This window comes from Ensifer sp. (assembly GCF_035999185.1).
Classification (GTDB): Bacteria; Pseudomonadota; Alphaproteobacteria; order Rhizobiales; family Rhizobiaceae; genus Ensifer.
Genome location: NZ_DASYHB010000205.1, coordinates 170,688 through 193,819, shown reverse-complemented (window position 1 = coordinate 193,819; position 23,132 = coordinate 170,688). Strand labels below are relative to the sequence as shown.

General features: G+C 53.2%; 19 protein-coding genes and 4 pseudogenes. 12 read left to right on the top strand and 11 right to left on the bottom strand.

From position 1 onward, the window contains the following. The first annotated feature begins 286 nt into the window (after positions 1–286). From VGO04_RS28455 to VGO04_RS28425, 7 genes are all read left to right on the top strand, one after another. On the top strand, positions 287–1,288 hold the full coding sequence (locus tag VGO04_RS28455) for a glycosyltransferase (RefSeq protein WP_327499322.1): 1,002 nt from the start codon (positions 287–289) through the stop codon (positions 1,286–1,288). Then, positions 1,281–2,252 carry a glycosyltransferase family 2 protein gene (locus VGO04_RS28450; RefSeq protein ID WP_327499321.1) on the top strand — a complete coding sequence of 324 codons (972 nt, stop codon included), beginning with the start codon at positions 1,281–1,283 and terminating at the stop codon, positions 2,250–2,252. The genes VGO04_RS28455 and VGO04_RS28450 overlap by 8 nt, the downstream gene beginning before the upstream one ends. Positions 2,253–2,573: 321 nt before the next feature. Beyond that, complete coding sequence (locus VGO04_RS28445; RefSeq protein WP_327499320.1) at positions 2,574–3,788, top strand: hypothetical protein; 1,215 nt, start codon at positions 2,574–2,576, stop codon at positions 3,786–3,788. A gap of 4 nt (positions 3,789–3,792) precedes the next feature. Then, positions 3,793–4,446, top strand: a complete 654-nt coding sequence (locus VGO04_RS28440) for an ABC transporter ATP-binding protein (RefSeq protein WP_327499319.1) — start codon at positions 3,793–3,795, stop codon at positions 4,444–4,446. A gap of 26 nt (positions 4,447–4,472) precedes the next feature. Then, positions 4,473–5,741, top strand: a complete 1,269-nt coding sequence (locus tag VGO04_RS28435; protein ID WP_327499318.1) for a hypothetical protein — start codon at positions 4,473–4,475, stop codon at positions 5,739–5,741. A 179-nt stretch (positions 5,742–5,920) separates the two neighbouring features. Then, on the top strand, positions 5,921–6,970 hold the full coding sequence (locus VGO04_RS28430; protein ID WP_327499317.1) for a hypothetical protein: 1,050 nt from the start codon (positions 5,921–5,923) through the stop codon (positions 6,968–6,970). Between the two features lie 65 nt (positions 6,971–7,035). After that, positions 7,036–7,686: a class I SAM-dependent methyltransferase gene (locus VGO04_RS28425; RefSeq protein WP_327499316.1), complete on the top strand. Its 651-nt coding sequence runs from the start codon at positions 7,036–7,038 to the stop codon at positions 7,684–7,686. 255 nt (positions 7,687–7,941) lie between these two features. Here the strand turns inward: VGO04_RS28425 and VGO04_RS28420 are convergent, their stop codons facing one another. The 4 genes and pseudogenes from VGO04_RS28420 to VGO04_RS28405 all read right to left on the bottom strand — a co-directional run. Next, complete coding sequence (locus VGO04_RS28420) at positions 7,942–8,037, bottom strand: hypothetical protein (protein WP_414650621.1); 96 nt, start codon at positions 8,035–8,037, stop codon at positions 7,942–7,944. Between the two features lie 41 nt (positions 8,038–8,078). Continuing rightward, a complete protein-coding gene (locus tag VGO04_RS28415; protein WP_327499315.1) occupies positions 8,079–8,540 on the bottom strand; it encodes an IS66 family transposase in 462 nt (153 codons plus the stop codon). Continuing rightward, complete coding sequence (locus tag VGO04_RS28410; RefSeq protein WP_327499314.1) at positions 8,518–8,733, bottom strand: IS66 family transposase; 216 nt, start codon at positions 8,731–8,733, stop codon at positions 8,518–8,520. Before VGO04_RS28410 ends, VGO04_RS28415 begins: the two co-directional genes overlap by 23 nt. Continuing rightward, positions 8,727–9,158: pseudogene (locus VGO04_RS28405) on the bottom strand (transposase); the annotation flags it as partial. The pseudogene VGO04_RS28405 and the gene VGO04_RS28410, both read right to left, overlap by 7 nt. 128 nt (positions 9,159–9,286) lie before the next feature. Here VGO04_RS28405 and VGO04_RS28400 point away from each other — a divergent pair. From VGO04_RS28400 to VGO04_RS33005, 3 genes and pseudogenes are all read left to right on the top strand, one after another. Further along, positions 9,287–9,481: a transposase gene (locus tag VGO04_RS28400; RefSeq protein ID WP_327499313.1), complete on the top strand. Its 195-nt coding sequence runs from the start codon at positions 9,287–9,289 to the stop codon at positions 9,479–9,481. A 188-nt stretch (positions 9,482–9,669) separates the two neighbouring features. Beyond that, positions 9,670–9,923 (top strand): annotated as a pseudogene (gene tnpB, locus VGO04_RS33010) (IS66 family insertion sequence element accessory protein TnpB). Positions 9,924–10,212: 289 nt separating this feature from the next. After that, positions 10,213–11,040, top strand: coding sequence for an ABC transporter permease (locus VGO04_RS33005; protein ID WP_414650614.1), 828 nt, complete (start codon positions 10,213–10,215; stop codon positions 11,038–11,040). Here VGO04_RS33005 and tnpB (VGO04_RS33000) read toward each other — a convergent pair. Then, positions 10,923–11,249: an IS66 family insertion sequence element accessory protein TnpB gene (gene tnpB / locus VGO04_RS33000; protein WP_414650613.1), complete on the bottom strand. Its 327-nt coding sequence runs from the start codon at positions 11,247–11,249 to the stop codon at positions 10,923–10,925. The genes VGO04_RS33005 and tnpB (VGO04_RS33000) overlap by 118 nt on opposite strands. Next, positions 11,246–11,608, bottom strand: coding sequence for a transposase (locus VGO04_RS28390; RefSeq protein ID WP_327499311.1), 363 nt, complete (start codon positions 11,606–11,608; stop codon positions 11,246–11,248). Before VGO04_RS28390 ends, tnpB (VGO04_RS33000) begins: the two co-directional genes overlap by 4 nt. A 130-nt stretch (positions 11,609–11,738) precedes the next feature. Between VGO04_RS28390 and VGO04_RS28385 the strand changes: the two are divergent. Continuing rightward, a pseudogene (locus VGO04_RS28385) lies at positions 11,739–11,891 on the top strand (IS3 family transposase); the annotation flags it as partial. A gap of 1,039 nt (positions 11,892–12,930) precedes the next feature. Here the strand turns inward: VGO04_RS28385 and VGO04_RS28380 are convergent. Beyond that, the gene (locus VGO04_RS28380) at positions 12,931–14,289 is read right to left on the bottom strand and encodes a class I SAM-dependent methyltransferase (RefSeq protein WP_327499310.1); all 1,359 of its coding nucleotides are present in this window, start codon (positions 14,287–14,289) and stop codon (positions 12,931–12,933) included. A gap of 237 nt (positions 14,290–14,526) precedes the next feature. Between VGO04_RS28380 and VGO04_RS28375 the strand changes: the two genes are divergently transcribed. After that, positions 14,527–15,486 (top strand): FkbM family methyltransferase, encoded by a 960-nt coding sequence (locus VGO04_RS28375; protein WP_327499309.1) that lies wholly within the window; start codon positions 14,527–14,529, stop codon positions 15,484–15,486. A gap of 292 nt (positions 15,487–15,778) precedes the next feature. Here the strand turns inward: VGO04_RS28375 and tnpC are convergent. The 4 genes and pseudogenes from tnpC to VGO04_RS28355 all read right to left on the bottom strand — a co-directional run. Further along, a pseudogene (gene tnpC / locus VGO04_RS28370) lies at positions 15,779–16,859 on the bottom strand (IS66 family transposase); the annotation flags it as partial. A gap of 436 nt (positions 16,860–17,295) precedes the next feature. Beyond that, entirely contained in the window at positions 17,296–19,953 is a 2,658-nt protein-coding gene (locus VGO04_RS28365; protein ID WP_327499308.1) for a glycosyltransferase, read from the bottom strand. Continuing rightward, positions 19,953–22,181, bottom strand: a complete 2,229-nt coding sequence (locus VGO04_RS28360) for a glycosyltransferase family 1 protein (RefSeq protein WP_327499307.1) — start codon at positions 22,179–22,181, stop codon at positions 19,953–19,955. The genes VGO04_RS28365 and VGO04_RS28360 overlap by 1 nt, the downstream gene beginning before the upstream one ends. Beyond that, entirely contained in the window at positions 22,174–23,106 is a 933-nt protein-coding gene (locus tag VGO04_RS28355) for a GDP-mannose 4,6-dehydratase (RefSeq protein WP_327499466.1), read from the bottom strand. Before VGO04_RS28355 ends, VGO04_RS28360 begins: the two co-directional genes overlap by 8 nt. Positions 23,107–23,132: the final 26 nt, after the last annotated feature.

The window sequence follows — 23,132 nt, the reverse complement described above, 5'->3', positions numbered from 1 at the left end:
GTTGCGGACAAAGGCATGGCAGCTAGTTCGGGCCAATCGCTAGAACTACTAAGAAAACGGCTGCAAGGAGGTCGAAGTGTCTTTTTTCGCGGTTGCGCGACGAGTGGCGCGTATTTTGTCACCGGGGAAGCCTTATAAAAGCCCTATTGAACGGCGCGTCGCTCATCTTGAGAGACTGATAGCCTATGAACCCTCTGGCGGCCGCCCCCCCACAGCAAGCACCAACCTATCTAGGCTGCGCATAACCTGGGTGATTCCCGACTTCACGCCCGGCGCCGGTGGGCACATGACCATTTTTCGTATAGCGAGCTATCTTGAGCGCTTTGGTCATGAAGTAAGCTTTCTGGTCCAAAATCCGAGCATCCATAAGTCGGGAGCAGCGGCGTTGGCAACAATAAACAAGTATTTCCAGCCGTTTTCGGGAACTGTCGAATTCTTCAAAGATCGCACCCCCGACGCTATTGGCGACGCTTTGATCGCAACAGATCGCTTTACATGCTATCCCGTGAACGCAATGCAAGGATTCACGCGTAAATTCTACTTTGTTCAAGACTATGAAACGGCCTTCTATCCGGCAGGTGCTGAAGCGCTCTTGACCGAAGCAACCTATCACTACGATTTCGATTGTCTCTGCGCTGGTGATTGGCTTCACCAGCGCATGACGGAACAGTTCGGCAGATGGTCGATGTCTTGGCCGTTGGCATATGACGCTGGGGTTTACCATCCCGGCGCAGCTCTGAACAAGCGTCATAGCAACCGCATCGCGCTGTATGCGCGCTACGTGACGCCTCGCCGCGCAGTCGAACTGGCATTCATGGCTCTTGCAATACTTCAAAAGCAAGGCGTTGACTTCGAAGTCGACTTCTTCGGTTGGAAGCTAGGTAAGCTCAACGTCGACTTCCCATATCGAGATCATGGTGTTCTAACGAGCGACGAGTTGGCGCGCCTCTATCAGACGGCCACGATAGGCGTGGTCTTTTCTGCAACAAATCACTCACTCGTTAACAAAGAGATGATGGCATGCGGATTGCCAGTCATTGACCTAGATCTAGATTGCGTCAGGTCCATCTTCCCGGCTACTACGATGGCATTCGCTCCCCCAACACCAGAAGGTATCGCCACACAAATCAAGCGGCTCCTCGAGCAACCACACGAACGCGACCGATTGAGTCAGGAAGGTATCGCATACGTGAACAATTTTTCTTGGGAGCGCTCTGCGCGCCTAGTTGAATCCGCAATAAAGGATCGCGTTGCTTACGCCATTCAACAAGGGGGCTGTGATGGCTAAGCATCGTTGCGCCATAGTAATTCCAGCCAAGAACGCGATGGCCACTCTACCCAAGGTTATAGAGAAAGCCCTCGCTCAGCAAGTTCCGTGGTCCTATGAGATTATTGTGATCGACTCTGGTTCGAGTGACGGAACGAAAGAGTTTCTTCGTGATCAATCTGGCATCCGGCTTATTGAGATCGAGCCGCATGAATTTGGCCATGGTAGAACCAGGAATCTTGGCATTGCCGCCGCGGATGCAGACCTGGTAGCGTTTCTTACTCACGACGCCGAACCCGTTGATGCAGCCTGGCTTCGCAACCTAGTGGCGGCACTAGAACAAAATCCGGATATTGCCGGTGCATTTGGACGTCATGTTGCTTATGAAACCGCGTCACCATTCACCAAAAGAGACTTAGAGTTACATTTCCAGAGCATTCAGCGAAACCCTCTCATCGTTTACCGCGAACTTGAAGCACTAAGATACGAAACTGACGAAGGTTGGCGGCAACTATTGCATTTCTATTCTGACAATAATTCAATAATGCGTAAGTCGGTCTGGAATGATTTCCCCTATCCCGATGTCGATTTTGCTGAGGATCAGCTTTGGGCACAGCATATAATTCAAGCCGGCTACAAGAAGGCGTATGCGCCCGATGCTGTAGTTTTCCACTCCCATGACTACAGTTACTCTGAACAGCTACGTAGGGCCTTCGACGAGTCTCGCAATTTCCATAAATACTTCGGCTACAAACTTTCCCCAAGCCCCATTGAAGCGCTCGCAAAGATAGTCAGATTCTCATTTGAAGCGTTCAGACAAGAGGTTGATGAATCGTTCGGCGTCGTAACGGTCGGCGATCGATTCCGGCGAGCCGGCCAACGGGCAGCTCTTGTTGTCGGTCACTGCCTAGGCGCGAATCATGAGAAGCTACCGAGATCGCTCTCAACTCGATTGTCGCTTGATCGACGGTTGTTTAGAACTTAACTGATTTCGGCGCTACGCTATAACTTAAGTTATGCATGAACCCTACCAGACCCGGACGGCGGCTTGGCATCACCTGACACCAAACGATGTGATCGTGGGCAACCAACTGATGAACAAAAACGCAACAGCACTTCGAGTGCCTTGTTAACGCCGCATCTATCCTGAATAGCCGCTCGATGGTAAAAGGTCCGCGTATTTTGTATGCGTGATTAAAGGCGCATCAAGTCTCGTGAAAACGGTGATCTGGCTGGCTTCCTGAGCACGGCGGCTGAAGTTCTGTGCTATATGGGTAGCCCTCCCAGACAATTAACAGGGAAAAGAATGAACCTGCAAGTTGACTATGCCGTTCAAGAGGCCGTCACGACGGCGAAAGATGATCCAGATGATGCGCTCGGCTTGGCAAAAAAGGACGCGACGTCCAAGCTTCTGAGCATTATCTTCAATAAAAAGAATTCTCTGGTTGCGTTTGTCCTATTTCCGAGTGCGATAATAGCTATCTATTGCTTCTTTATTGCAAGCGGACAGTACATTTTCGAGTCACGGATGATTGTACGCACGATTGGGGTTAGCGAACAATTTGATACCTCGGAAACACGAGAAGGCAGGTCCGTCATCGGCGGGGATTCACTTACGCAAGATTCGTATATTGTTGCAAATTACTTAAGATCTCCTCAGATTGTAAAAATACTCGATGAACAAATCGGTTTGCGCAACTTCTTTTTGAAAGAATCCATCGACACGCTATCGCGACTAAGGAGGGAAGCGTCGTTTGAGCAACTGTACAAATATTGGCTTGGCCACGTCGATACATATGTGGATGGGCCATCGGGCATCATAATTTTCACAGTTCGCGCGTTTTCACCGGAGGATACGGTCGCGATATCTACCGCGGCGCTGGCCGCAGCAGATCAAATGATTGACAAGATTTCCGACAAAGCGAAGGGCGACTTGGTCGCGCGCGGCGAAGGCGACGTCGTGACGAGTCTAGAAGCGTACCGAAAGGCGTTAGACGACCTTCGAAACTATCAAAACAAGACAGGGATTCTCGATCCCATTTCATCAGCGAAGATGTTAAATACCATAATTGCTAAATTGACTGAGGAGAAGCTCAGCCTGACGGTCGCTTTGAAATCACTGGAAGCAGCAAAAGCAGATGACACTGCGCGCGGCCGTCAGTTGCGGAGATCTATCGAAGCCTTGGATGAACAGATCACTCTGCGACAGAACAGTCTCGCAGGCAACAACTCGACGAACGAAACCAAATTGTCCAGTAACTTGACAGAGTTCTCGCGCTTGGAGACCCGCAGAATAGTGACCCAAGCGCTGTATGAGTCTACGGTTCGAAATCTGGACACGGCAAAGTCGGCAGCACTGAAACGAACAACATTCATGGCGGTCTTCTCGAAGTCGCAAGTACCAGAAGAGTCCGAGTATCCAAATCGCATCTCCGAATGGCTCATTCTAACCGCCGGGCTCTTCACGCTTTGGGTCACCGCTACACTGGTATGGATGTCCATCGAAGATCACCGCGTTTAACAATATGATTACGCTCGATAACGTGACAAAATTTTACAGAACCGCCGCGCATCGTCGCTATATATTGCGCAATCAGTCTGTACACTTCAGTGCCGGGCAGTCCTATGGACTTTTGGGGGTGAACGGCGCAGGGAAATCTACAACAATGCGCCTGATTTCAGGCGCAGAATTGCCCAACAAAGGACGTATTCAACGTCAAGTGCGTGTATCCTGGCCTCTTGGATTCGCAAATGGTCTGAACAGTCAATTGAGCGGGAAAGAGAACCTCAAGTTTGTCGCTCGGGCCTATGGCGAAGATCACAACCGCGTTCTTCGGTTTGTGGCGGATTTTGCAGAAATCGGCAGTTATATCAATGAGCCGTTGCGGACTTATTCATCGGGGATGATGTCTCGTTTCGCTTTTGGCCTTTCAATGGCCATTGAATTTGATTGCTATTTGGTTGACGAAATCACGGCAGTTGGCGACGCCAATTTCCAAAGACGGTGCCGGGACGCGTTCAGAGATCGGCGCTCTAAGTCTGACGTCATCATGATCTCCCATGACATGAATACAATCAAAGACTATTGCGACGTTGCAATCGTTTTGATTGACGGTCATTTGGTCCAATTCAATGATGTTGAGGAAGGCATAGCAACGTATATGCGCCTAAATCGCTAGCAGCACGTACCGGCGCGGAGAAAGATGTGAAAGACGAAAACCAGCTGATCGTGAAAACAGAAATGGCGAGCGTAGTTGGTCGCAGCCAACGGATGGCTGCCGCCTTAAGTTCCTATGCCCGCGCGCTAACGTTCGAAAACAGGAGCCGGCGCAATCTCTACCGCCTAGCCGGGCTAGCCCCGCGGGCGCGTGACCGCGTGTTTACCGCCCTTCTCGGCGCAATCTTCACCATGACATTCGCTCTCCCCATGATTGGGAGTCTCGCCTACTACGCCTTGATGGTGAGCCCCGGATACGTATCAGAGGTACGCTTCATTGTACGCTCGTCTGCCCCGATATTGTCGAGAGACCGGTACTCAACTAGTACCGTTGAGCCTAAAGCGAAAATCGTCCAAGATACGGCCGTCTTACTTAATTATCTTGGAAGCCCGTCAATAATACAGGATCTACAGAAGAATGTTGACCTGAAAGAAGTGTTCGGCCGTAAAGATATTGACGTGTTCTCACGTCTCGTGCCTGATGCCACCCAAGAAGAGACATTAGAGTACTGGAAGGACCGTTATTCGGCATCTGTGAACCCGAAGAGCGGCATCGTCGAATTGGAGGTCACGGCTTTTACTCCAGCGGAAGCGCAAAAGCTCGTAGAACTCGTACTACGGCTCTCGGAGGTACAGATAAATAATCTTAGTTCCGGTATGTGGAGTGACCTTCTTGTGTCCGCACAACAAGACGTGGAAGCAGCCACAACCGAAGTTGCAGCACTGAGAGGGAAACTCAGAGACACTCAGAACCTCACGGGCGTTTTTGACATAGATCTCTCGGCCGAAAGTATAATAACAACCCTGACGAACGTAGAATCCGAAATTGCACAACTAAGAAGCCGCCGCGAAGCGTTGAGGTTTAGCCTCGACAAAGAAGCACCACAGTTGGCCGACATGGATCGAAGGCTCGCGGCGCTTGAGGAGCAGGCTCGGAAACTCGGGGCGAAGGCTGCGGGTACATCAACAGAGATATCTGGCAATCTCGCAGATTACTCTAGCATTTTCGATAAACTAAAACTCGAACTAAAGATCGCGCAGAACAAACTAGAATCCGCCATAAGGGAGTTAGAGAAAGTCAAATTGGTTAGTTCTTTGCAGCTGATTTATGTAGATAATTTTACTGAACCGACGTTGCCCGATAAAAGTACCTCACCAAATGTTCCTCTGGCGTTATTTTTATGGTTCCTGCTTTGGGCTGCGATATGCAGCAGTGCTTGCGGTACAGTCTTGGCGATTCGCGACAAGTTGGACTAACCGGCCGAGCCCGTGTCTCACACCTAGCGATGCCACTGCCTCGGAAACAAAAGTAATGGCTGCACACGACCTGATGCGCGTTCAGGCCAGACCGCCACCCAAGGCCATCCGCAACTCCCTTGTCTGCGCTGTTCAATTGGGCCTATAACCTAACTACACGGACCAAGCAGTGCAACTCAATGAATTTTAGCGTTCATCAAGACACCGGAGCCGAGATTCACGGCTATCTCGTTCCGGACGGCTTTTCGACGAAACCCAAAGTCGTCGTGAGAATCAACGGATCGATTGAGACGATTGAGGTAGCTTGCTGGCTTTATGTTGAGGGCGCATATGCTCAGGGACTGCACGAGACCGGCAATGTGGCGTTCGTGCTGAACGAGCAAAACGTTCCTGGGATCAGTTCCGCTCCGTCAGTTGAGATTTCAGACCCAGAAACGGGTTTGGTTTTCTACCGCCGTGCGTCGCCAGGGAACATCTCAAAGAAAGTCCTTCGCGTGGAGACGTCCTACGTACCACACAGCGAAATCGACTTAAGTCTAAAGCATCATTTCCAGTTCTTCGAGCACCGCGTGGAACGGTACGGATTTGAAACTGTCCGGCAGATGCTGGAGATTCTTCACCAACCGTCGATCTATATCGCGGGCAGAATCCTACTAAAGAACTTTCGGGTCTACATCGATTACAACATCGACGTGACTATGGTGGGCCTGCGAGACCCATTCTACGAACTAGCGTTGCGACTCATCATATTTAGCCGTTACAGCCAACATAAATTTGCATTTGTGCCGGAACGGGACAAAACTATCTTCGCGCCAGTCATCGGGTACTTCAATGGCCTCGACACGCGCGACGCGTCAGCTGTGCGACGCGCAATTCGTCAAGCACCGAAGGACACCATCGGCGTACTTTCCTCGCCCTTCACGCAACAACTGGTAGCGTCGAACCCCTCGGAGCCCGCGCGTCTCGACTCTGTCGTCAGCGCGCTCGACACATTATCTCAATTCACGCTCTTCGATTCCGGCCAAGACGACAGCACTTATGCTCGGAACATTGCTGAATTACTCGGTTTGCAAGAGGGGGCGGTGCGGATGAAACCCCAGCTCGAGGCGGTACACCAATTAGCTGATATTCTGAGAGAAATTAGTACAGCTGCCCATCTGCTGGAATCGGACCTGATTCTCTTTCATTTCATTCAAAAAGCCCAATTGCGTGCCATGCGCAGTGTTTGAGTTCACTTCGAGGGCGGGACGTGCTATGCGGCTCTCGAATTGCACCGCACGTTTGAGAGTCAAGTATGTTCTTCAATAGCCTTAAAAACCTTGTGAAAAGGAATAGCCTACTTTGGGGCGAGGACGTCGCAGAGGCCTATCACGGCGCAGCGGCCCGCGATATGCAAGTGCATTGGGACCGATTTATCGAACCTGCAAGAATACGCCACCCGATCGACTACAGCCAGGTGATTGACTTCGCATGTGGATATGGTCGCAATACAGACTTCTTGTTGGCTTGGGCCGAGAAGGTCACGATGGTAGACGTCAACAAGCACAATGTTGATTACTGCAAGAAGAAATACGCTAACGATCCGAGGGTTTCCGTAAAAGAATGTAATGGATACGACCTCCGCGATATACCGGATAATCTTTGTACTTTCGTTTATACCTTTGACAGCATGGTGCATTTCCCGCCAAAGATAGTAAAGGCATACCTTCCAGAGTTTTTCAGGGTGTTGAAGCCGGGCGGATATGCTTTAGTTCATCATTCGAACTATACCATTGGCGGCTCTAGTGCGAACTTTAGAGCTAACCCGCACTGGCGAAATTATATGTCGGCCGAAATATTCTCGGATATTTCCAAAGCTGCGGGCTTTTTGATAGCCGACCAAACTGTGCATTCTTGGGGAGAGGTCTCCGACCTTGATTGCGTAAGCGTTTTGAGAAAACCGTAGCTCAATACCGGAGAAAGTCCCGTTGTTCGTCGCAACCATCCGGTCAGGGCCGCAGACTAGGCAGCCTGATGTTGTAGGGATTTCGGTGGCTGCCAATTCCATGTGGACGGCTCCCACTTGCAAGTGTTTCCTGCAGACATTTTTGATCGGATCGCTTGCGTCCATATATGTGGTCGCACATAACCACTGGCCAAGATGGTTTCCGCAACGCGTGTTCCTAGCACGGAAACAACCTTGAAAGGCGTAAGCGTCCGGTCAGGCCATTTTCGAAGGAATTTGTAGGTTCCACGGCAGAAGTTCATCGAGCCGATCAATGGGATGGTCGGCGATGTTGGTAAGGACACTGCGCAGATAGGCTTCCGGATCGAGGGCGTTGAGCTTTGCAGTCTCAATCAGCGACAGTATCGCGGCGGCGCGTTCGCCGCCTTTGTCCGATCCGCGAAAAGCCAGTTCTTGCGGCCGAGCGCGAGAGGCTGGATTGCCCGTTCAGCAGCATTGTTGTCGATCTCGATACTGCCGTCATCAAGGAAACTGCAGAGCTGTTTCCGACGGGAAAGCACATATCGGATCGCCTCAGCCGTTCCGGACTTTTGCGGCAGGCGCTTGAGGCTGTCGTCCAGCCATGATCGCAGGGCTTCGACCCTAGGAATGCTGCTAAGTTGCTGCGCAGCTTTCCGCACGTCTGGCGGCTCCCCGCGAACGGCCTTCTCGATATCGTAGAACTCACCAATCCGCCGGAGCGCTTCTTCGGCAATCGGGGCTTTGCATGAAGTCGTCAGATCGAAGTACTTGCGTCTTGCATGCGCCCAGAATGGTCGGCGGGCTGCCTGGCTAGTGCGGTTCGTAGAGGTCACGGAAGCCGTCGGAGAAGGCGACCAAATGCTGCCTGGGATGCAGTCCCTTGCGATCCGGACTGAAGAAGTAGCAGACTGCAGGTGGGCTCGTGTCACCATGGGGACGGCCGTCGCGAACATAAGTCCACAACCGGCCGGTCCTGGTCTTGCCCTTGCCTGGCTCCAGCACCGGAACGGTGCTTGTCGTCACCATGAAATTGCCTGCATTTGCATCTCTGTCCGCCGATACGTCTCGCCGCTCACCATGAGCTTCCAAGCGACACGGGCTATTTTGTTGGCTAGCGCCAGAGCCACCGGCTTCGGCTTTTTTCGTTGCAGGAGTTCGGCGAGCCATCTGGAGGCATGTCTGCTTCGGCGTGCTCTGATGTGCTGAAGAGAAGCAGTGGCACCCACCACTAATACGCTCCTCGGCATTTCATCTCCAGCACGGGTGATCACCCCAAGCCTGACCTTGCTTGCGGTCGAATGGTCTTTGGGGGTGAGCCCTATCCAGGCTGCAAAATCTCGACCAGACTTGAATATCCCGGGATCTGGGGTCTTCATCATTAAGAGCGATGCGCCAACCGGCCCGACACCAGGAATCTCCGCAAGGCGCTGGCCGCATTTATCGGTGCGATGCTGATCTGCTATGAAACTTCCATCCAGCGGTGACCAGAGCCCCGGCGCAACTGGTGTTCTGTCCCACGTTGTCCCGATTGCATTGATCTGTGATCGGCTTTCCATGGATGACAAAAGGGAGTTCCTCCATGGAAACTACGCTGGAGATACTCACGATTGGGAAGGTCGGACGCGCGAGAAATCGACAATGGCCTGATGAGTTGAAGATCGGGCTCGTTTCGGAAAGCCTGCGACCGGGCGTGACAGTCAACGAGGTGGCGAAGCGCTATGGGTTGAAGCCGAACCGCCTGTCGTCTTGGCGGACGATGGCGCTTCAGGGCTAACTCGTCTTGCCTGCGCCCGAGGATGCAGTGGAGTTCGCAGCTATGGTCGTCGAGCCAACTGCCGCCGAGCCGCGGAATAAAGAAGTCAATCGTCCAGAGATCGTCGTCTGTCGCGTCACGAGCCGCCTGGAGGAAGGCGCATCCGCGGCCCGAATCGTTGCAGTCGCGCGTGCATTTGAGGTCCCGCCATGATCTTTTCGTCGAACCGAGTGCGGATCATGGTGGCGACGAAGCCGGTGGACTTCCACAAAGGCCACGACGGGTTGGCGGCGCTGATGAAGACCGAGCTGCACAGGGACCCGTTCACCGGAACGGTCTTCGTATTTCGGTCCGCAAGTCAGATCGTTTGAAGCTGATCTATTGGGATGGCAGCGTCATGGTCACGACCTACAAGCGACTGGAAGAACACACGTTTACGTGGCGGGCATTAAGGATGGCTTGATGACATTGGGCCACGCGCAATTTGACGCGCTGTTTTCGGGCCTCGATCGGCGTCGGGTTCGCGCTGTTGAGCACGAGAGCGCCGGCTGTAGCCGGCATGGATCTGCTTTGGAAAAGAGTCCGTTTGTAATGACCGGCGCATTCCGGTATCCAAGGCTGCTGCGGGCCATCCAACGCAATTGAAGCAATCCGCCCCTCTGTGATTTGGGCGTAGGCTATGAAACTGTCACTTAAATCTTGCGGTTCGGCGATGAGCTGCAGAAAAACGGCAGTAGTGAGAAGGTTGAGCAATGCAGCCTCAAACAAGTAGAGTGACAGGCCAGCCGTCGCTTTCCGGAAAAGTCCCAATCCGTGTCGCTCTGAAAAGGCAATGGCATGTGATGCATGCAGTAATTCTCCGTGACATTCGAAGCCGATATTTCAACCATGGCCTAGGTTTCTTGGTAGCACCGCTATTCCCGGTTGCGCACGTTGGTGTTCTACTCGCCATCTATTCGTTTACTGGGCGTTCCGCAACTTTCGGCGACGACATGATACTCTTCTTTGCGACCGGGCTAATGCCCGTGCTGACGTTGACCTATGTCTCCAGGTTTATGTCTTCGTCGATCGTCGCTAACAAGAATATGCTTTCGTTCCCCGCCGTCCACCTAATGGACATAGTGCTTGCGAGGTCTCTTCTAGAGTTCGTGGCCATTGTGATATCAGTTATTATCCTTGTAATGATCCTATTAAGTCTTGGGACAAACCCCTTTCCCTATAGACCTGAGCAAGCGCTCATGTGTATGGCGGTAACTGCAATGCTGGCGGTGGGCGTTGGGATTATCATCAGCGTGATTTCGGCAATCGCACCTACCACGTCAATGATCTATGCGCTGTTCACGGTCCTCATTTATTTGTCATCTGGAGGTCCGATATATTTGGACACCTATCCAGAAGAAGTAGTTTACCTGCTATCGTTCAATCCAGCATTTCAATGCGTATCGTGGATGCGGCAGGCATACTACCAAGGATATTCGGCTCCATTTCTGGACAAAACATATCTATTCATATGGGGCGCCAGTACGATGGCCGTAGGATTGCTTATGGAGCGCACACTTAGGAAGTATGTACTGCAATGAATGCCCGCAAAGATGCTCTGGCCGGCCACACACAATTCCATCAAACAAGCTTGATCGGGGTGCTTTCCACGGAAGCCGAAGATCGATCCGCAACCCGGCGCTTCCTTGATTACTGCCTTGATCATAGCAGACAGACCATCGATACCGCGCCGCATATCGGTCATCCCACAAGCCAAGTAGATCCGCACATTTCCTGTCGGCCCGATCATGTAGACTCAAGACACGCAATCAACGATGACAGCATCTTGCGCTCAATGTCCGCCGGAACTTTCACACGGCGACCATTAAGTAGCGGGATCTTGATAGGCGCCGGCGCCCTGCCGGCCGCCGGTATCTGCCCGAGGCTTACTTCGTTGACCAGGTGGACCGGAAGGAACGTTGCTGACACATCGAAATGGCTAAGCGTTTTCCGCCATAAACGGATCTGCGCAGGATAAAATGTCATCGCGCGAGCGACGTCACCAATGCGAACGCCCGATTGATCGGCTTCAGCCAATGTCGCCAGCTTCGCTTCCTTCGACCACCGCCGCCTGCGCTCAACGCCGGAAATGATCTCCATGCGAGCCATGCCGACCTCTCAGATCGGATATTAGTATCGGCACTAATGCTGGTTCTATGCCAGAACATCGCCTAACTGGCTCGTTCAGCAAGATCCGTTCACCGGACGCTCACGCTGGATGCAGTAGCACTTCACGAGAAAAAAGTGGCAAGGCCAGTCGCCAAAACGCGCCGCCGCCGTGCATCGGAAGGCAGTGATGGGTCTTTCACAGGTGCGAGCCTGCCAGATCATATCCGGTGACCGCAAGACGATCCGCTGCGGGTCGTGCCGACCGCCGGAGGTGGCGCCGCGGGCGAACACATCGGGGAGCCACACCTTTGGGTCCACGTCATTGAGGCGGCAGGTCGTGATGAAGGTGAGCATGATTGCGGCCCGATCGGCCAAACACTGCGAGCGGCCTCATCGTAGAGCGGCCGGCGTTGACGCGACTGCCGGCTCTTCGGTGCAGGTTGGCAATTAAGGAGAATGCAGCCGAGCACGACTATCTCCAGCGAAGGTCCAGTTTTGACGGCCGAATGTTTCCTCTCGGAGCGCGTTGATTGTGCTGTGGGAGGCTTCCGACCGTGTCTGTGGCAAACGCCTCAAAGCTTTACTGCCAATCTTATTACCGCCTTGGAACGCAATGGCCATTTGACGCTCGAGGAGGAGATACGCCATAAGATCCTGTCGTTGAGCACCGCGACAATCGACCGTCTGCTCCAGATGCCGCGGCGCACCAGCAGAGCGAAAAAACCGAGATTAGTGCCAGAGCCGCAGCGGCGTATCAAAATGCGCACTCTTGCCGACTGGAACGAGCCGCTTCCCAGCAGCATGGAGATCGATCTGGTCGCTCACGGCGGGAATGTCAATCGCGGTAGCTACGTTCACAATCTGGCGCTGACCGATATCGCGAGCGGCTGGACGGGGGCCGCGCCCATCGTGGTCCGAGAAGCCAAACTCGTGGTTCGAGACACTCGAGCGTATCCGCATGGGTTTGCCTATCTTGGCGTATTCAGAACCGCCGGGGCTCTAGTCGCCGCTGGATGCAAATTCCATGGCAAATCAGCCCGGCCACGCCGAAATTGGAGAGATCGGCGAAAAACTTCTGCGCCTCTCGCTATGCAGAATTGCCGCCGGCCTTGATTGCATACACAGGGAACCGAATGATCTCATTTCGGAGTTGCCGCAGTTTCACTAACCGAGATACCTCTGCTAGATTCCCGCATCTGAAGGCTCGCGGTCAAGGAGAAGTTGGAACGGCGCAATCACCAATCTCTGTACGGTGGCTAGCGGGCTACCAGCCTCTAGCAATTCCCTAGAATTTTCCGAGCGGTACAATCGTCGCCTGCCTCTCAGCCGAACACTCTCGACAAGACTCGCCACAAAGGGGTGATCGGTGGTGGCGCCTCTTGTTGCGCCGCATCGACAGCCGGGTCGACTTCCTCGCCTTGCGGAGGCGCCGGCACGTCAAGCGGTAAGCCGCTTTCATCCGGCTCAATCTTGATCGACGTCATGACGAAAGACGTGAGGTCACTGGAGAAGTACCGGAGTTGGACGTCCGCGACGGCCTCCTCGGTCCCAAACCGTATTTGCATCTCCTTCGCCGGCAGCGTCACGTTGGCTTGAGCGATAACCTTCTCAGGCACGCCGTAGCACACCTGCAGAATACCGGCGCCTGACGAAACTACCTTCTTGTCGAGTTTCACTGTGCCGAGCCATCGGCCCGCCGGCAAATCACAGAATGGCCCGCAGAAGACCCAGTGCTTGTAGCTGTCTTCAACGACAATCCCCTGCGGCCCTTTTTCGCCAACGATCGTCCCAACCTTCGGGTCGAGCGCCGACACGTCCACACGAAACTCACCGGATCGTCGCGCCTCCCAGATGTTCGCGACGAAGGTTTCCTCCGACTTGTGGAGGACCGCCGACCAGCCGATGGAGCGAAGGGCGCCTTGGAAATACCGCTCATGGAAGCCCAATTCCAACCACCCGTTATTGCGGATGGCAAAGAGGGCTTCGCCATCAAGGCGCAGCCCCCACGGGATAGGGAACGCCGCCCCGATCGGTTCACCGCCAAAGAATATCTTGCCGCCTGGCTTTACGGCATTCTCCATCGCCCGCAGCAACCGCATGTGATCATCGCAATGGTGGAAGCATTCGAAGAAGACGACGGCGTCGTAAGGTTCTTTGACGGTCTCGGCATACATGAAGTCGCTGTTGACGACATTGATGTTGACCTTGTGTTGAATAGCACGGCGCCGGATCAATTCGCAGAACTTCTCTTCGAGATCGACGGCGGTCACCTTGAACCCGGCGAGTGCCATTTGAAGAGTCGTATTTCCCCATCCTGGGCCAAACTCTAGAATGCGACCGCCAACTGGCACTGAAGCAAGCTGGCGCATCAGCGATCCGATCGCCACCAAATGCACGCCGACGGCTTCCGGATCGTGAGACCCGTAAGGGTAAGGCCGGTAGGTCGCGGCGCTGAGATCAAAGCTGCATGCCTCGTTGGCGAGGTCGTACCGCTTGCCGGCCACCCTGCGATAAAGCTCCATCTGCTCGGTACGGTACTCAGGGCTGAACGGATCTGCTACCTCGGGGCGCCAGTTCATAGAAAACGAGGCGAACAGTTCCCTTCGCTCCATCATGCTCGGCGCTGCATTGCATTCTGCTATTTTGGCGTCCAAATTAGCCAAATTGATATGCCCACCCATCGCTGCGTTTGCTCCGCTCTTGGCTTCGGACCACAACCCTACATTTTGTGTTTTGCCTTATCAACCAAAAGGAACGTGTTTGAGCTACCACCTTTGGGCGAAGAAGTCGTCTCCGCGCCGTCTGGACACCCGCCATCGCAACCTCTGCGCTTGCTAGTATAACCGCAAACGGCTAAGTAGATCTTGGGAACCTAACCGGCAGGTTGGGCGGGAAAACGAACAATTGGGGGGATTGTGATGAGCTTGTCCAAATACCTATTGAACGACAATCAGATTTTTATTGGCTACAATTTTGGCGCCACTGAAAGGCTGAAGAAATACATGGAGCCATCCCTCACGGTAGAAAAGGGCTTTCACAAGGACTGCTTTGGCATCAAGACCCGCTACTCATATTTCAACGACATTGGCGGAGAGTCTATTTGGAGCGATTTACCTTTTCCGGACAACAAACTCTACGGAGAGATGATCGAAATTCTAGCAACTTGCTTTGCCGTCGAGGCTGGAGGTCAGGACATGGTCGTTTACGAACTTGGAGCTGGCTTCGCGCCGTGGCTTGTCTGCTCCGCAAATTTCGCACTGAAGCGAGGCGTCCAGACACTCAAACTGGTCGCGGTGGAAGCCGCCCCTGATAGGCTCCCTCTGATTGACACACATTTCGCAGACAATGGCCTCCCGCGCAGCGATCAGGCCCACCCCGTAGTCAAGACGCAGATCGTCCACGCTGCAGCCTCAGATGTTCACGGCGAACTCCATTTTTCGGCGCAAAGCATTCACGATTGGGGCGGCGGCGTTACAGAGGCCGAGACTGCTACCGACTATCGCGGGATGCATAGTCATCAGGTTTCTGTTCCGGCATTAACGATTGAAGCGCTTCTTGCCAATGAGTTGATGGTAGATCTCTTGCACATGGACATCCAAGGTTACGAGTTCAAAAGCATCGCGGCTTCTCTCGAAACCATGAATGCCAAGGTAAAGAGCATCATTATCGGCACTCATAGTAGGATTATCGAAGGTCAACTGATCGATCTTCTGAGGCAAAACGGATGGGTTCTCGTGTTCGAAAAGCCCTGCAAGTTCCATGCATCGAGCCGCCTTCCTGACGTGACTGGTGCCACCTATTTTGATGGCACGCAGTTTTGGGTCAATGAGCGGCTTTGGCCGGCCGATTATAATTGGTCTGAAGGCAGTGAGGTTTAGTATTGCGAGACACCTCTGCCAATAGGCGTGATTGTGGCCGTGCTCTGCAACTGGCTGCCGCTCGCCTTGAGCCAATGTCGCAGGGGACGCCACAATCGGACGCAGCCGCCTGAAACCCAATCGCTACGCCAGTCGTGGTCGTCTGGATTGTGAGAGTGTATCGACTTCGTTCATCTGGGCGGACCTGATTTGCGTGTCGCCCAAGACCATTTCACGATGACGCTCGATATCCGGGAACAAGGAACAAGTGCCAGCAACGTCGTCTCGTCGGCGAGTATACGTTCGCCGCATTGACGCCGTCCTCGGCAATTGGTGCAGTTCCGTTGCGGGTGATCTCTACCAGTTTGCGCCGGGCATGGGCCCAGCAATAGGCAAGCCCGATGTTTGCGCCGACGAGGTCAGGGGCGATCAGTCTGTTGTATCCGGCATAGCCATTGACCTGCAGGACGCCGAAGAAGCCCTGCAGTATCCGTTTGGGCATGAATGCCCCCCCCCTCGAGCGGAAGCGTAGGTGAAGGCGACACCTGGCGGAGCGCCGCCATTCCAAGGACGATCATCTCGCGCCCAGAAGTATCCGGTCTTGGTCTTGCGGGAGCCGGGATCAAGCACCGGCGCTCGGATCTCATCCATGAAGAGCTTGGTCGAGCGCTTCATGTCGGCAATCAGCGCATCGAACACAGGCCGCAATTCCTAGGCCGCCCGACCGACCCAATCGGCGAGCGTGGAGCGGTCGAGGTCCAAGCCCTGGCGGCTCATGATCTGCGCCTGCCGATAGAGCGGTAGATGATCGGCGTATTTGGAGACCAGCACATAGGCGACGGTCGCTTCCGTTGGCAGTCCTGCCTGGATCAACCGAGCTGAAGCTGGGGCCTGAACGACGCCGTCTGTGCAGGCACGGCACGCATATTTAGGACGACGGGTGACGATGACCCGGAACTGCGCCGGGACTACGTCCAGCCGCTCGGAGACATCCTCACCGATGCAATGCGGGCAACCACCGCAGGCGCAGAGCAGGCTTTCTGGCTCGATGACGTCATCCACTCGGGGAAGATGCTGAGGAAGTGAGCCGCGATTGGTCGCGCGTGGCCGGGTGACCCTCTTCCCAGAAGAAGCGCCCGCTTCATCCTCGGCATGGATCGCAGCCATGGCCGTTTCCAGGTCTTCCAGTGCCAGATCAAACTGGTCGGATCGGTCTTCTCGGATTTGCGCCCGAAGGCTGCCTGTTTGAAGGCCGCGACCAACTTCTCCAGCCGCTCAATACGCTCACCCTTGCGGGCGATCTGCGCAACCTTATCCGCTTCGCGTGCCGTTGCCGCAATCAGCATCGCCTTCAGGACGGCAACAACATCGGGAAGATCGGAGGTGTCCACCATGGCCAGAATCTACCAAATCCCGTGCCGATTTGTCTTTGGAATTCGCCGTCATGAGTCATCGTGCCGCAGCTATTCGATAGCCTCCGGCGCTTTCGTCTCGACGGCGCGAACCCGTCTCGAATCGAGGCCCGCGAACAGGGCCTCGAACTGGGCATGGCTCAATGTCATCAGGCCGTCCTTGATGCCGGGCCAGGTGAAGCCGGCTGGTTTTTCGACGGAGAATAAGTCCCGACGGCGCTGATCAAAACCTATACACCCAATCGCGCAGTCCGATCGACATGAACTTCCACGGCTGATTTACGAGTCTACTCCAAACCCGGCAGCTTCGAACGACAACCAGATTTCGAGATCCGTTCCGGCCGGGTATTTGGCACTAACCTGCTAGCGCGGCCGGTCGGCCAACTAAAATAGCCGTCCGGCGTCATCTGAATTTGCATCAAACTCGATGTATCCTGAGAAACTCTTGGACGTGAAGTGAAACACATCGTTCCCACGTAAACGTCTTCGCTCGATCTAAGCCGCTCTCTGCTAGCCTTTCTCGCAGCTCGGGCGTGCGCAATATACGTACCATTGCATCGAGAATGGCTCCTTCATCTAGCGGATCAACCAACAGCGCACTTTCGCCCGCAATTTCTCGCATGCTTGAACGGTTTGATGTGATCACTGGTGTCCCACTCGCGAAGGACTCCACAATGGGAAAGCCAAAACCTTCAGCTAGAGAAGGAAATACCGTACAAACGGCCGATCCGTAGAGGGTCCAGAGTTCCCGGTCATCTACGTGACCAAGGAAAGTCACCCGGTCACCGAGCATCCTGGCTTCTTCTGCGAAATCGACATTCCAACCAGACGCACCGACAACAACCAGTTGAACATCGTTAAACTCAGTTTCCCTGAGCCGCCGCATGGCCCCGATAACCGTCGCCAAATTCTTACGTGGTTCCAGCGTTCCGATACAAAGCATGTATCTCTGTGATGGGCGCAGTTTTGCAATTTCACCAGCCGTCCGAACAGAACTCAACTGCGGAACCGAAACGCCTAGGTGTGCGACAGACGTCGTCCCACGCAGCGTCGGCGCATAAGTCTTCAGCTTCTGTTCCGTTTCAGCCGAAATACAGAATATGTGCGTTGCAGAGGTCAGGTGCCGTATCTGGCGGCGGAAATTCGTTGTCGCCTCCTCCGTAAACCATTCGGGATTCGTGACCGGGAAAAGATCACAAAGTGTAAAGACGCTTTTTAACTTTAAGAAGCGCGCGTCAAATGGGTCGAACGGAAAGTATGGATAGAACGCGACGTGATTGCTCATTAGGCCAGCATCGGGTGCGGGCGCCCCGACATGTAGCTGTACTAGATCCGGATGTATTTGTGCTACCCTCTCCCAACCGCTGTTCAAACTGGGTGAATGGAATAGTCGGATTTGAACGCTATCATCGTTGCGGATGCGATCCACAAACGATTGAACGTAACGAAATACACCTGTCTTGGCACGGTTATCGAGTTGGGCCATACACAAGACGTCAGTATTTACATATACGACCGGCTTTTCTTCACTAATTGATATGCAAGGGAGACGGCCCTGAATATCGCTTGTAGGTTCCCCCAATTCGAGGCTGGGATATACTTCCGCTCTCGACCTTGCTCTCGTCGTTGAAAGGTTCTGCCTGAAACGTTGTGTGCTCGGAAGTCTTTTCTCCGTAATCAGAAAAACGCTGATCACAAAAGATGCATCCGAACACATTCGAAGAAGCTGATGCGGCACCTCCTGCGTCCACTCTTTCAGCAGAAGCGATATTTCGGGAGTCTTCGCCCTGAACGCTAAAAACTCTGGGCGTTTCATCAGATCGAGTAATACTATTCTACGCGATTCTTCTGTCCCGACATACTGAAGATAGTGGTCTTCTTCCAGCTTGTTCAGCGATCGGCGAAGGAACAACATCGCCGCCACCATCAGAAACTCTCGCCCCTCTAGTTTTAGAGCAACGTTAACGTCCCTGCAAAAATCTAATTCATCGGATCCCGATGTATAAAATCCACGCGAACCGAAATATTCTTTCGGCAGTTTTTCTGAAAGAAAAAGAGCAGTCCTAGCGAATATGGAAAGAACCCGCTGGCTCGCGTCGAACAAATATCTTTCTATGTATCGGCAAAAGGCAGCCAGACGTAGTTCACTGGGGCAGTAGTTCGCCAAGATATAAACTATCGGTTTAAGATAATTTGCTGAGCGAAGAGAAAAGTAACGCCGATTGCGAGCCGTCATGGCTCCGTCTGTCGCCTCATAAAAACGATTATAGATCCAAGCGCCCGTCGCTACATAAGAGCGTATCCCTTGCCGCTTCGCTCGCAAAGTGAACTCAGTATCTGCGTGGTAGTGCGGTGTAAACTTCTCATCGTACAACCCTATCTGATCGAAGACCGACGCCTCAATCAGGGTACCGTTTCCGCACAAGCATTCCGCTTCAACAAGGTCACTCATCAACTCATCAACGGCGTCAGCCCAAAGGTTGGCATGTCTTGTCTGAAGGAAATTTCCGCTTGCCCAATCATTGTAAGCTCCGGCCCCCCAAATGCGGCCAGGTTCGGCTGCATAGGAGATCATACTGCCAACAATCCTCAACTTCTTTGTCGCCGCAACGGCTACCAACCGCTCTAGGAACTCGGGCGGTACAACCGCATCGTCATTGATGGTTAGGATGTAGTCGCAACCGTCTTCTACTGCCCGCCGAACTCCCGCGTTGGTGCCCCCTGTCCAAAAATTGCTTGAGTCCACCGAGAGTACTTCGACTGCAGAATGCCCAAGCGCAGCGATGGCGGATGCAGTGCCGTCCGTTGACGCTGCATCGACTATGTAAATGCGTAGAAACGGGTATGTTTGCGCCAACATTTGTCGAACGAACGAAACGCTCCACTGGAGTCTGTTACGCACGGGCGTGACGACCCCAACCACGGGAAGCGGCCCCCGCTGTAAAATTGGCGGAATTCCATCTGTCAGAACAACGTCTGCGACGTCTCCAGTTGGAACTATGGGCTTCGCCCGCCCCAAATTCACTTTGCCTTCCCGAACGAACCGAGCGAACCGGTCAATAGCCTTCGTATTCATCAAAAGTCGGCCCTCGCAGTCGGAACCCGCACGAATGCATTTTCAGAACAATAAGCGCTCAAAAACTGCGTCGTACCGTGGTGCGCGTCACGGAAGTTACCCTCAGCCCTAAATACGACTCCCGGGATAACATTCCCCTTTCCGCGCATCTTCTCGAAGCGGTCAATTATCTCCAGTTCTGAAGGAGCGCCACCAATGACCACGTCCTTCAGACCTTGCTCTGAAGTGGCATACTTCGCGCTAGGGTTGTGGCGAAGACTCTGCAGCAACGCCGCTATCTGAGCCGCAGAGATCGCCTCCCGATTTCCCCAATCGATAACCATGTGAAAATCACTGCTATTATGCCTCCTCGCAAACTCCTCTACTGCAGCTTGTCGAGATGTCGTTGTCGTAGAGTCGAAAATAATCAGCTTCGCAACAGCGGCAAAAGCGCGCCTAAAATCCGCATTTTGCAGAAACGCAGCGTCGACGGCTATAGTAAGGTCAATGGCGTCCCCCAAGGAGGACATTGTCTGCACCACAGCTTCCACGTCTTCGACCCTACCAACGTCCCGCTCTTCGACTAGGAGGAGGAGAGAAAGAAGGTTCTTTTGCGGTTCACGAATGGGAGGAGAACAATAGGAATTGGATCGTTCGCTTCGCGATGAGACTGCCAATTTCGCAGCCTCAACAACCTCATTTGCCATGCGCCGGCTTGAAAAAAGCTGACCCCGGCTCCAACCCTCAGTTACAAGCTCCCTCTTCCTCTGTTCATCTGTCCAGAAACTCCATATATCTTCTGCCATCGAGATCGAATTTCTATGATTTTCTAGATACATTGCCGCAGACGCACAGATTTCAACGATCGCAGGTATCTTGCTGGCAAGTACAGGAACACCTAGCTTCATTGCATCTGCTAGTGGAATTCCAAATCCTTCGTACAGGGAAGGAAATACCAGCCCTGAACTATTCCGCATCAACTCGATAAGTTCGGGTTCAGACACATATCCTTTGAATTCCACACAATCGCTAACGTCAAGTCTGTCACTTAGATTCTGCAATTTACGTTTGTTTACTGGATGGGAATCGGTGTTGGTCAACACAAACTGAACACGCCTACCGGTGTGCTTTAGGACGGCTGCTGCTTGAATTAGAGTTTCATGGTTTTTATGCGCCCAGGGCACAGCCGGATAGAGCAGATAGGTTTGTCGGTTTGGATTCTGGCGGCCAAACACCTTACCCTGTTCTTCTATGAAGTCCTCAGCCGCAAAACCGCTAAGCGGCACGACGCTCACGTTAGTCTTGCCGTAGAAAAACTCAAGATTCTCCCGCTCATAGTTCGAAATCGCCACTAACCGATCAGCTCGGTCGACCGCATATCCATATTCACGCATTCGTGCCGCTAGCTCGCCGCTAGAGAAAAGCGTCGGCAGACGCATGTGTTGCAAGTCCAAGAGACAACTCAAAACAACGACGTGCCTCGGGATGTAAGTAGGTCGTAGCGCATTCAGAAAATCAAAATAGCAATCGCACCACTGAAAATGATCTTCAAGCTCGGAATAACTTTCGGTGCCTGCTACTACAAAGTCTACATCCGGAAATTCCGAAACTAAGCTTTGATTGTGGCTTGCCACGAGCACGCGTACATTTGAGAACTCCGGGAGATATCGTAAGAATGCCAGCGCCAGTCGCCCCGCACCGCCGGCCCCTTTATGCGCTGGCAGAAGCCGAAAGAGATTGACAAGCAATCTCAACTTGCCGTCGTTGCTCAACCTCAGCGCCCGCTCTGCGATCGGGCGGCTCATTGCTACGTGCCATGCACTCTCGCTCATTCGTTCAAGCAGAACGCCTTGGGCTGAGAATGTAATCCGCCCGTTTTCAGTTGGGTCAAACCGAAGGCTGCGTACATCTTGCTCTATTTTTATGTATGCGGCATATTCGCCGCCGGCTTCCTCTTTAAAAGGAACATTTATTCGGTCGCGCTCATTGAATCCACGACCACTATCAAAATAGAGAGAAGCGTTAGTCAGTCGGCCAATGTGGCGCCCGCCCACCACACTTAACCGGTAGTGACCAGCCGGGATCCTCAGTCCAAAACGAGATTTCAGTGTGAATTGCGGGTCATCATCCGTTACGGCCCAAATATTTTTCTGGCGATCGATCTCCCTCAGGCCCCTTCGCGGCTTAAGCCCGAGTAAAATTCGCCTACCTTTAATCTCAAATCTAGGAATACTTATAATCTTAGCCATATCTATTTCGCCAACTTGTAAGCAATTCTTGCAACAATGCAGCTTTGGAGATCTTCGGCGACCATCCGATCAAAGAACGAAGTAGAGAATTATCTCCACAAGAACATGAAACGTCAGAAGGCCTCATCTTCTCTTTGTCGACAATGATCTCTACGCGCGCACTTGAAAGCTTCGTCATCTCAGCAAGATAATAGCGCACGGGATGAGCTTCTCCGGAGCTTATATTTACCACCGTTGAGCGCGATAACCTCGGCGAAGCCCGTAGCAACCCAACGTAAGCAGAAACCACGTCATCTACATGAAGAAAATCTCGCTTCGCTTCCAGGTTCCCGACCTGAAGTTGGGGCTCCCGCAAGCCCAGCTCTGCCTCTACAATCTGCGCGGCGAAGCTCGGCAATACAAATCTACGATCTTGGCCCGCACCCGAGTGATTGAAGGGCCTTGCTACGATGAGCTTGTTGTCAGTCGTCAGTACATCGTAAAGAACGCGCTCCGCAGCAAATTTTGACCAGGAATAGGGGTTCTGCGGCAGCGGCTGAATCGCCTCTGTCGTAGGGGCTTCAGTCAAGTTCGCGCCATAAACTTCGCCCGAGGACACAAACAAAACAGTAGCACTCGGCGCAAAACGCGCCACTGCCGAGCCGATAGACATCGTCCCAATTACATTGGTGCGCCAAGTTTGCTCCGCGTAGTTCTGCGCATTCGCCACTGACGCCTGAGCAGCAAGGTGCAACACGATATCGGGCTTTATGCTCGCAACGAGCATTCCTACAGCATCAAAATCAGTGACATCAGCAACGGCTGTTTCCCAGCCGTTGCTCATACCTAGGCCATTCCGACACAGTAGCACGCGATGTGACAGCGGAAACGCCTCGGTAAGCTTTCCGCACAATACGCGCCCAACAAATCCCGCGCCTCCCGTCATGAGTATGGTGGGATTAGAGCTATTAG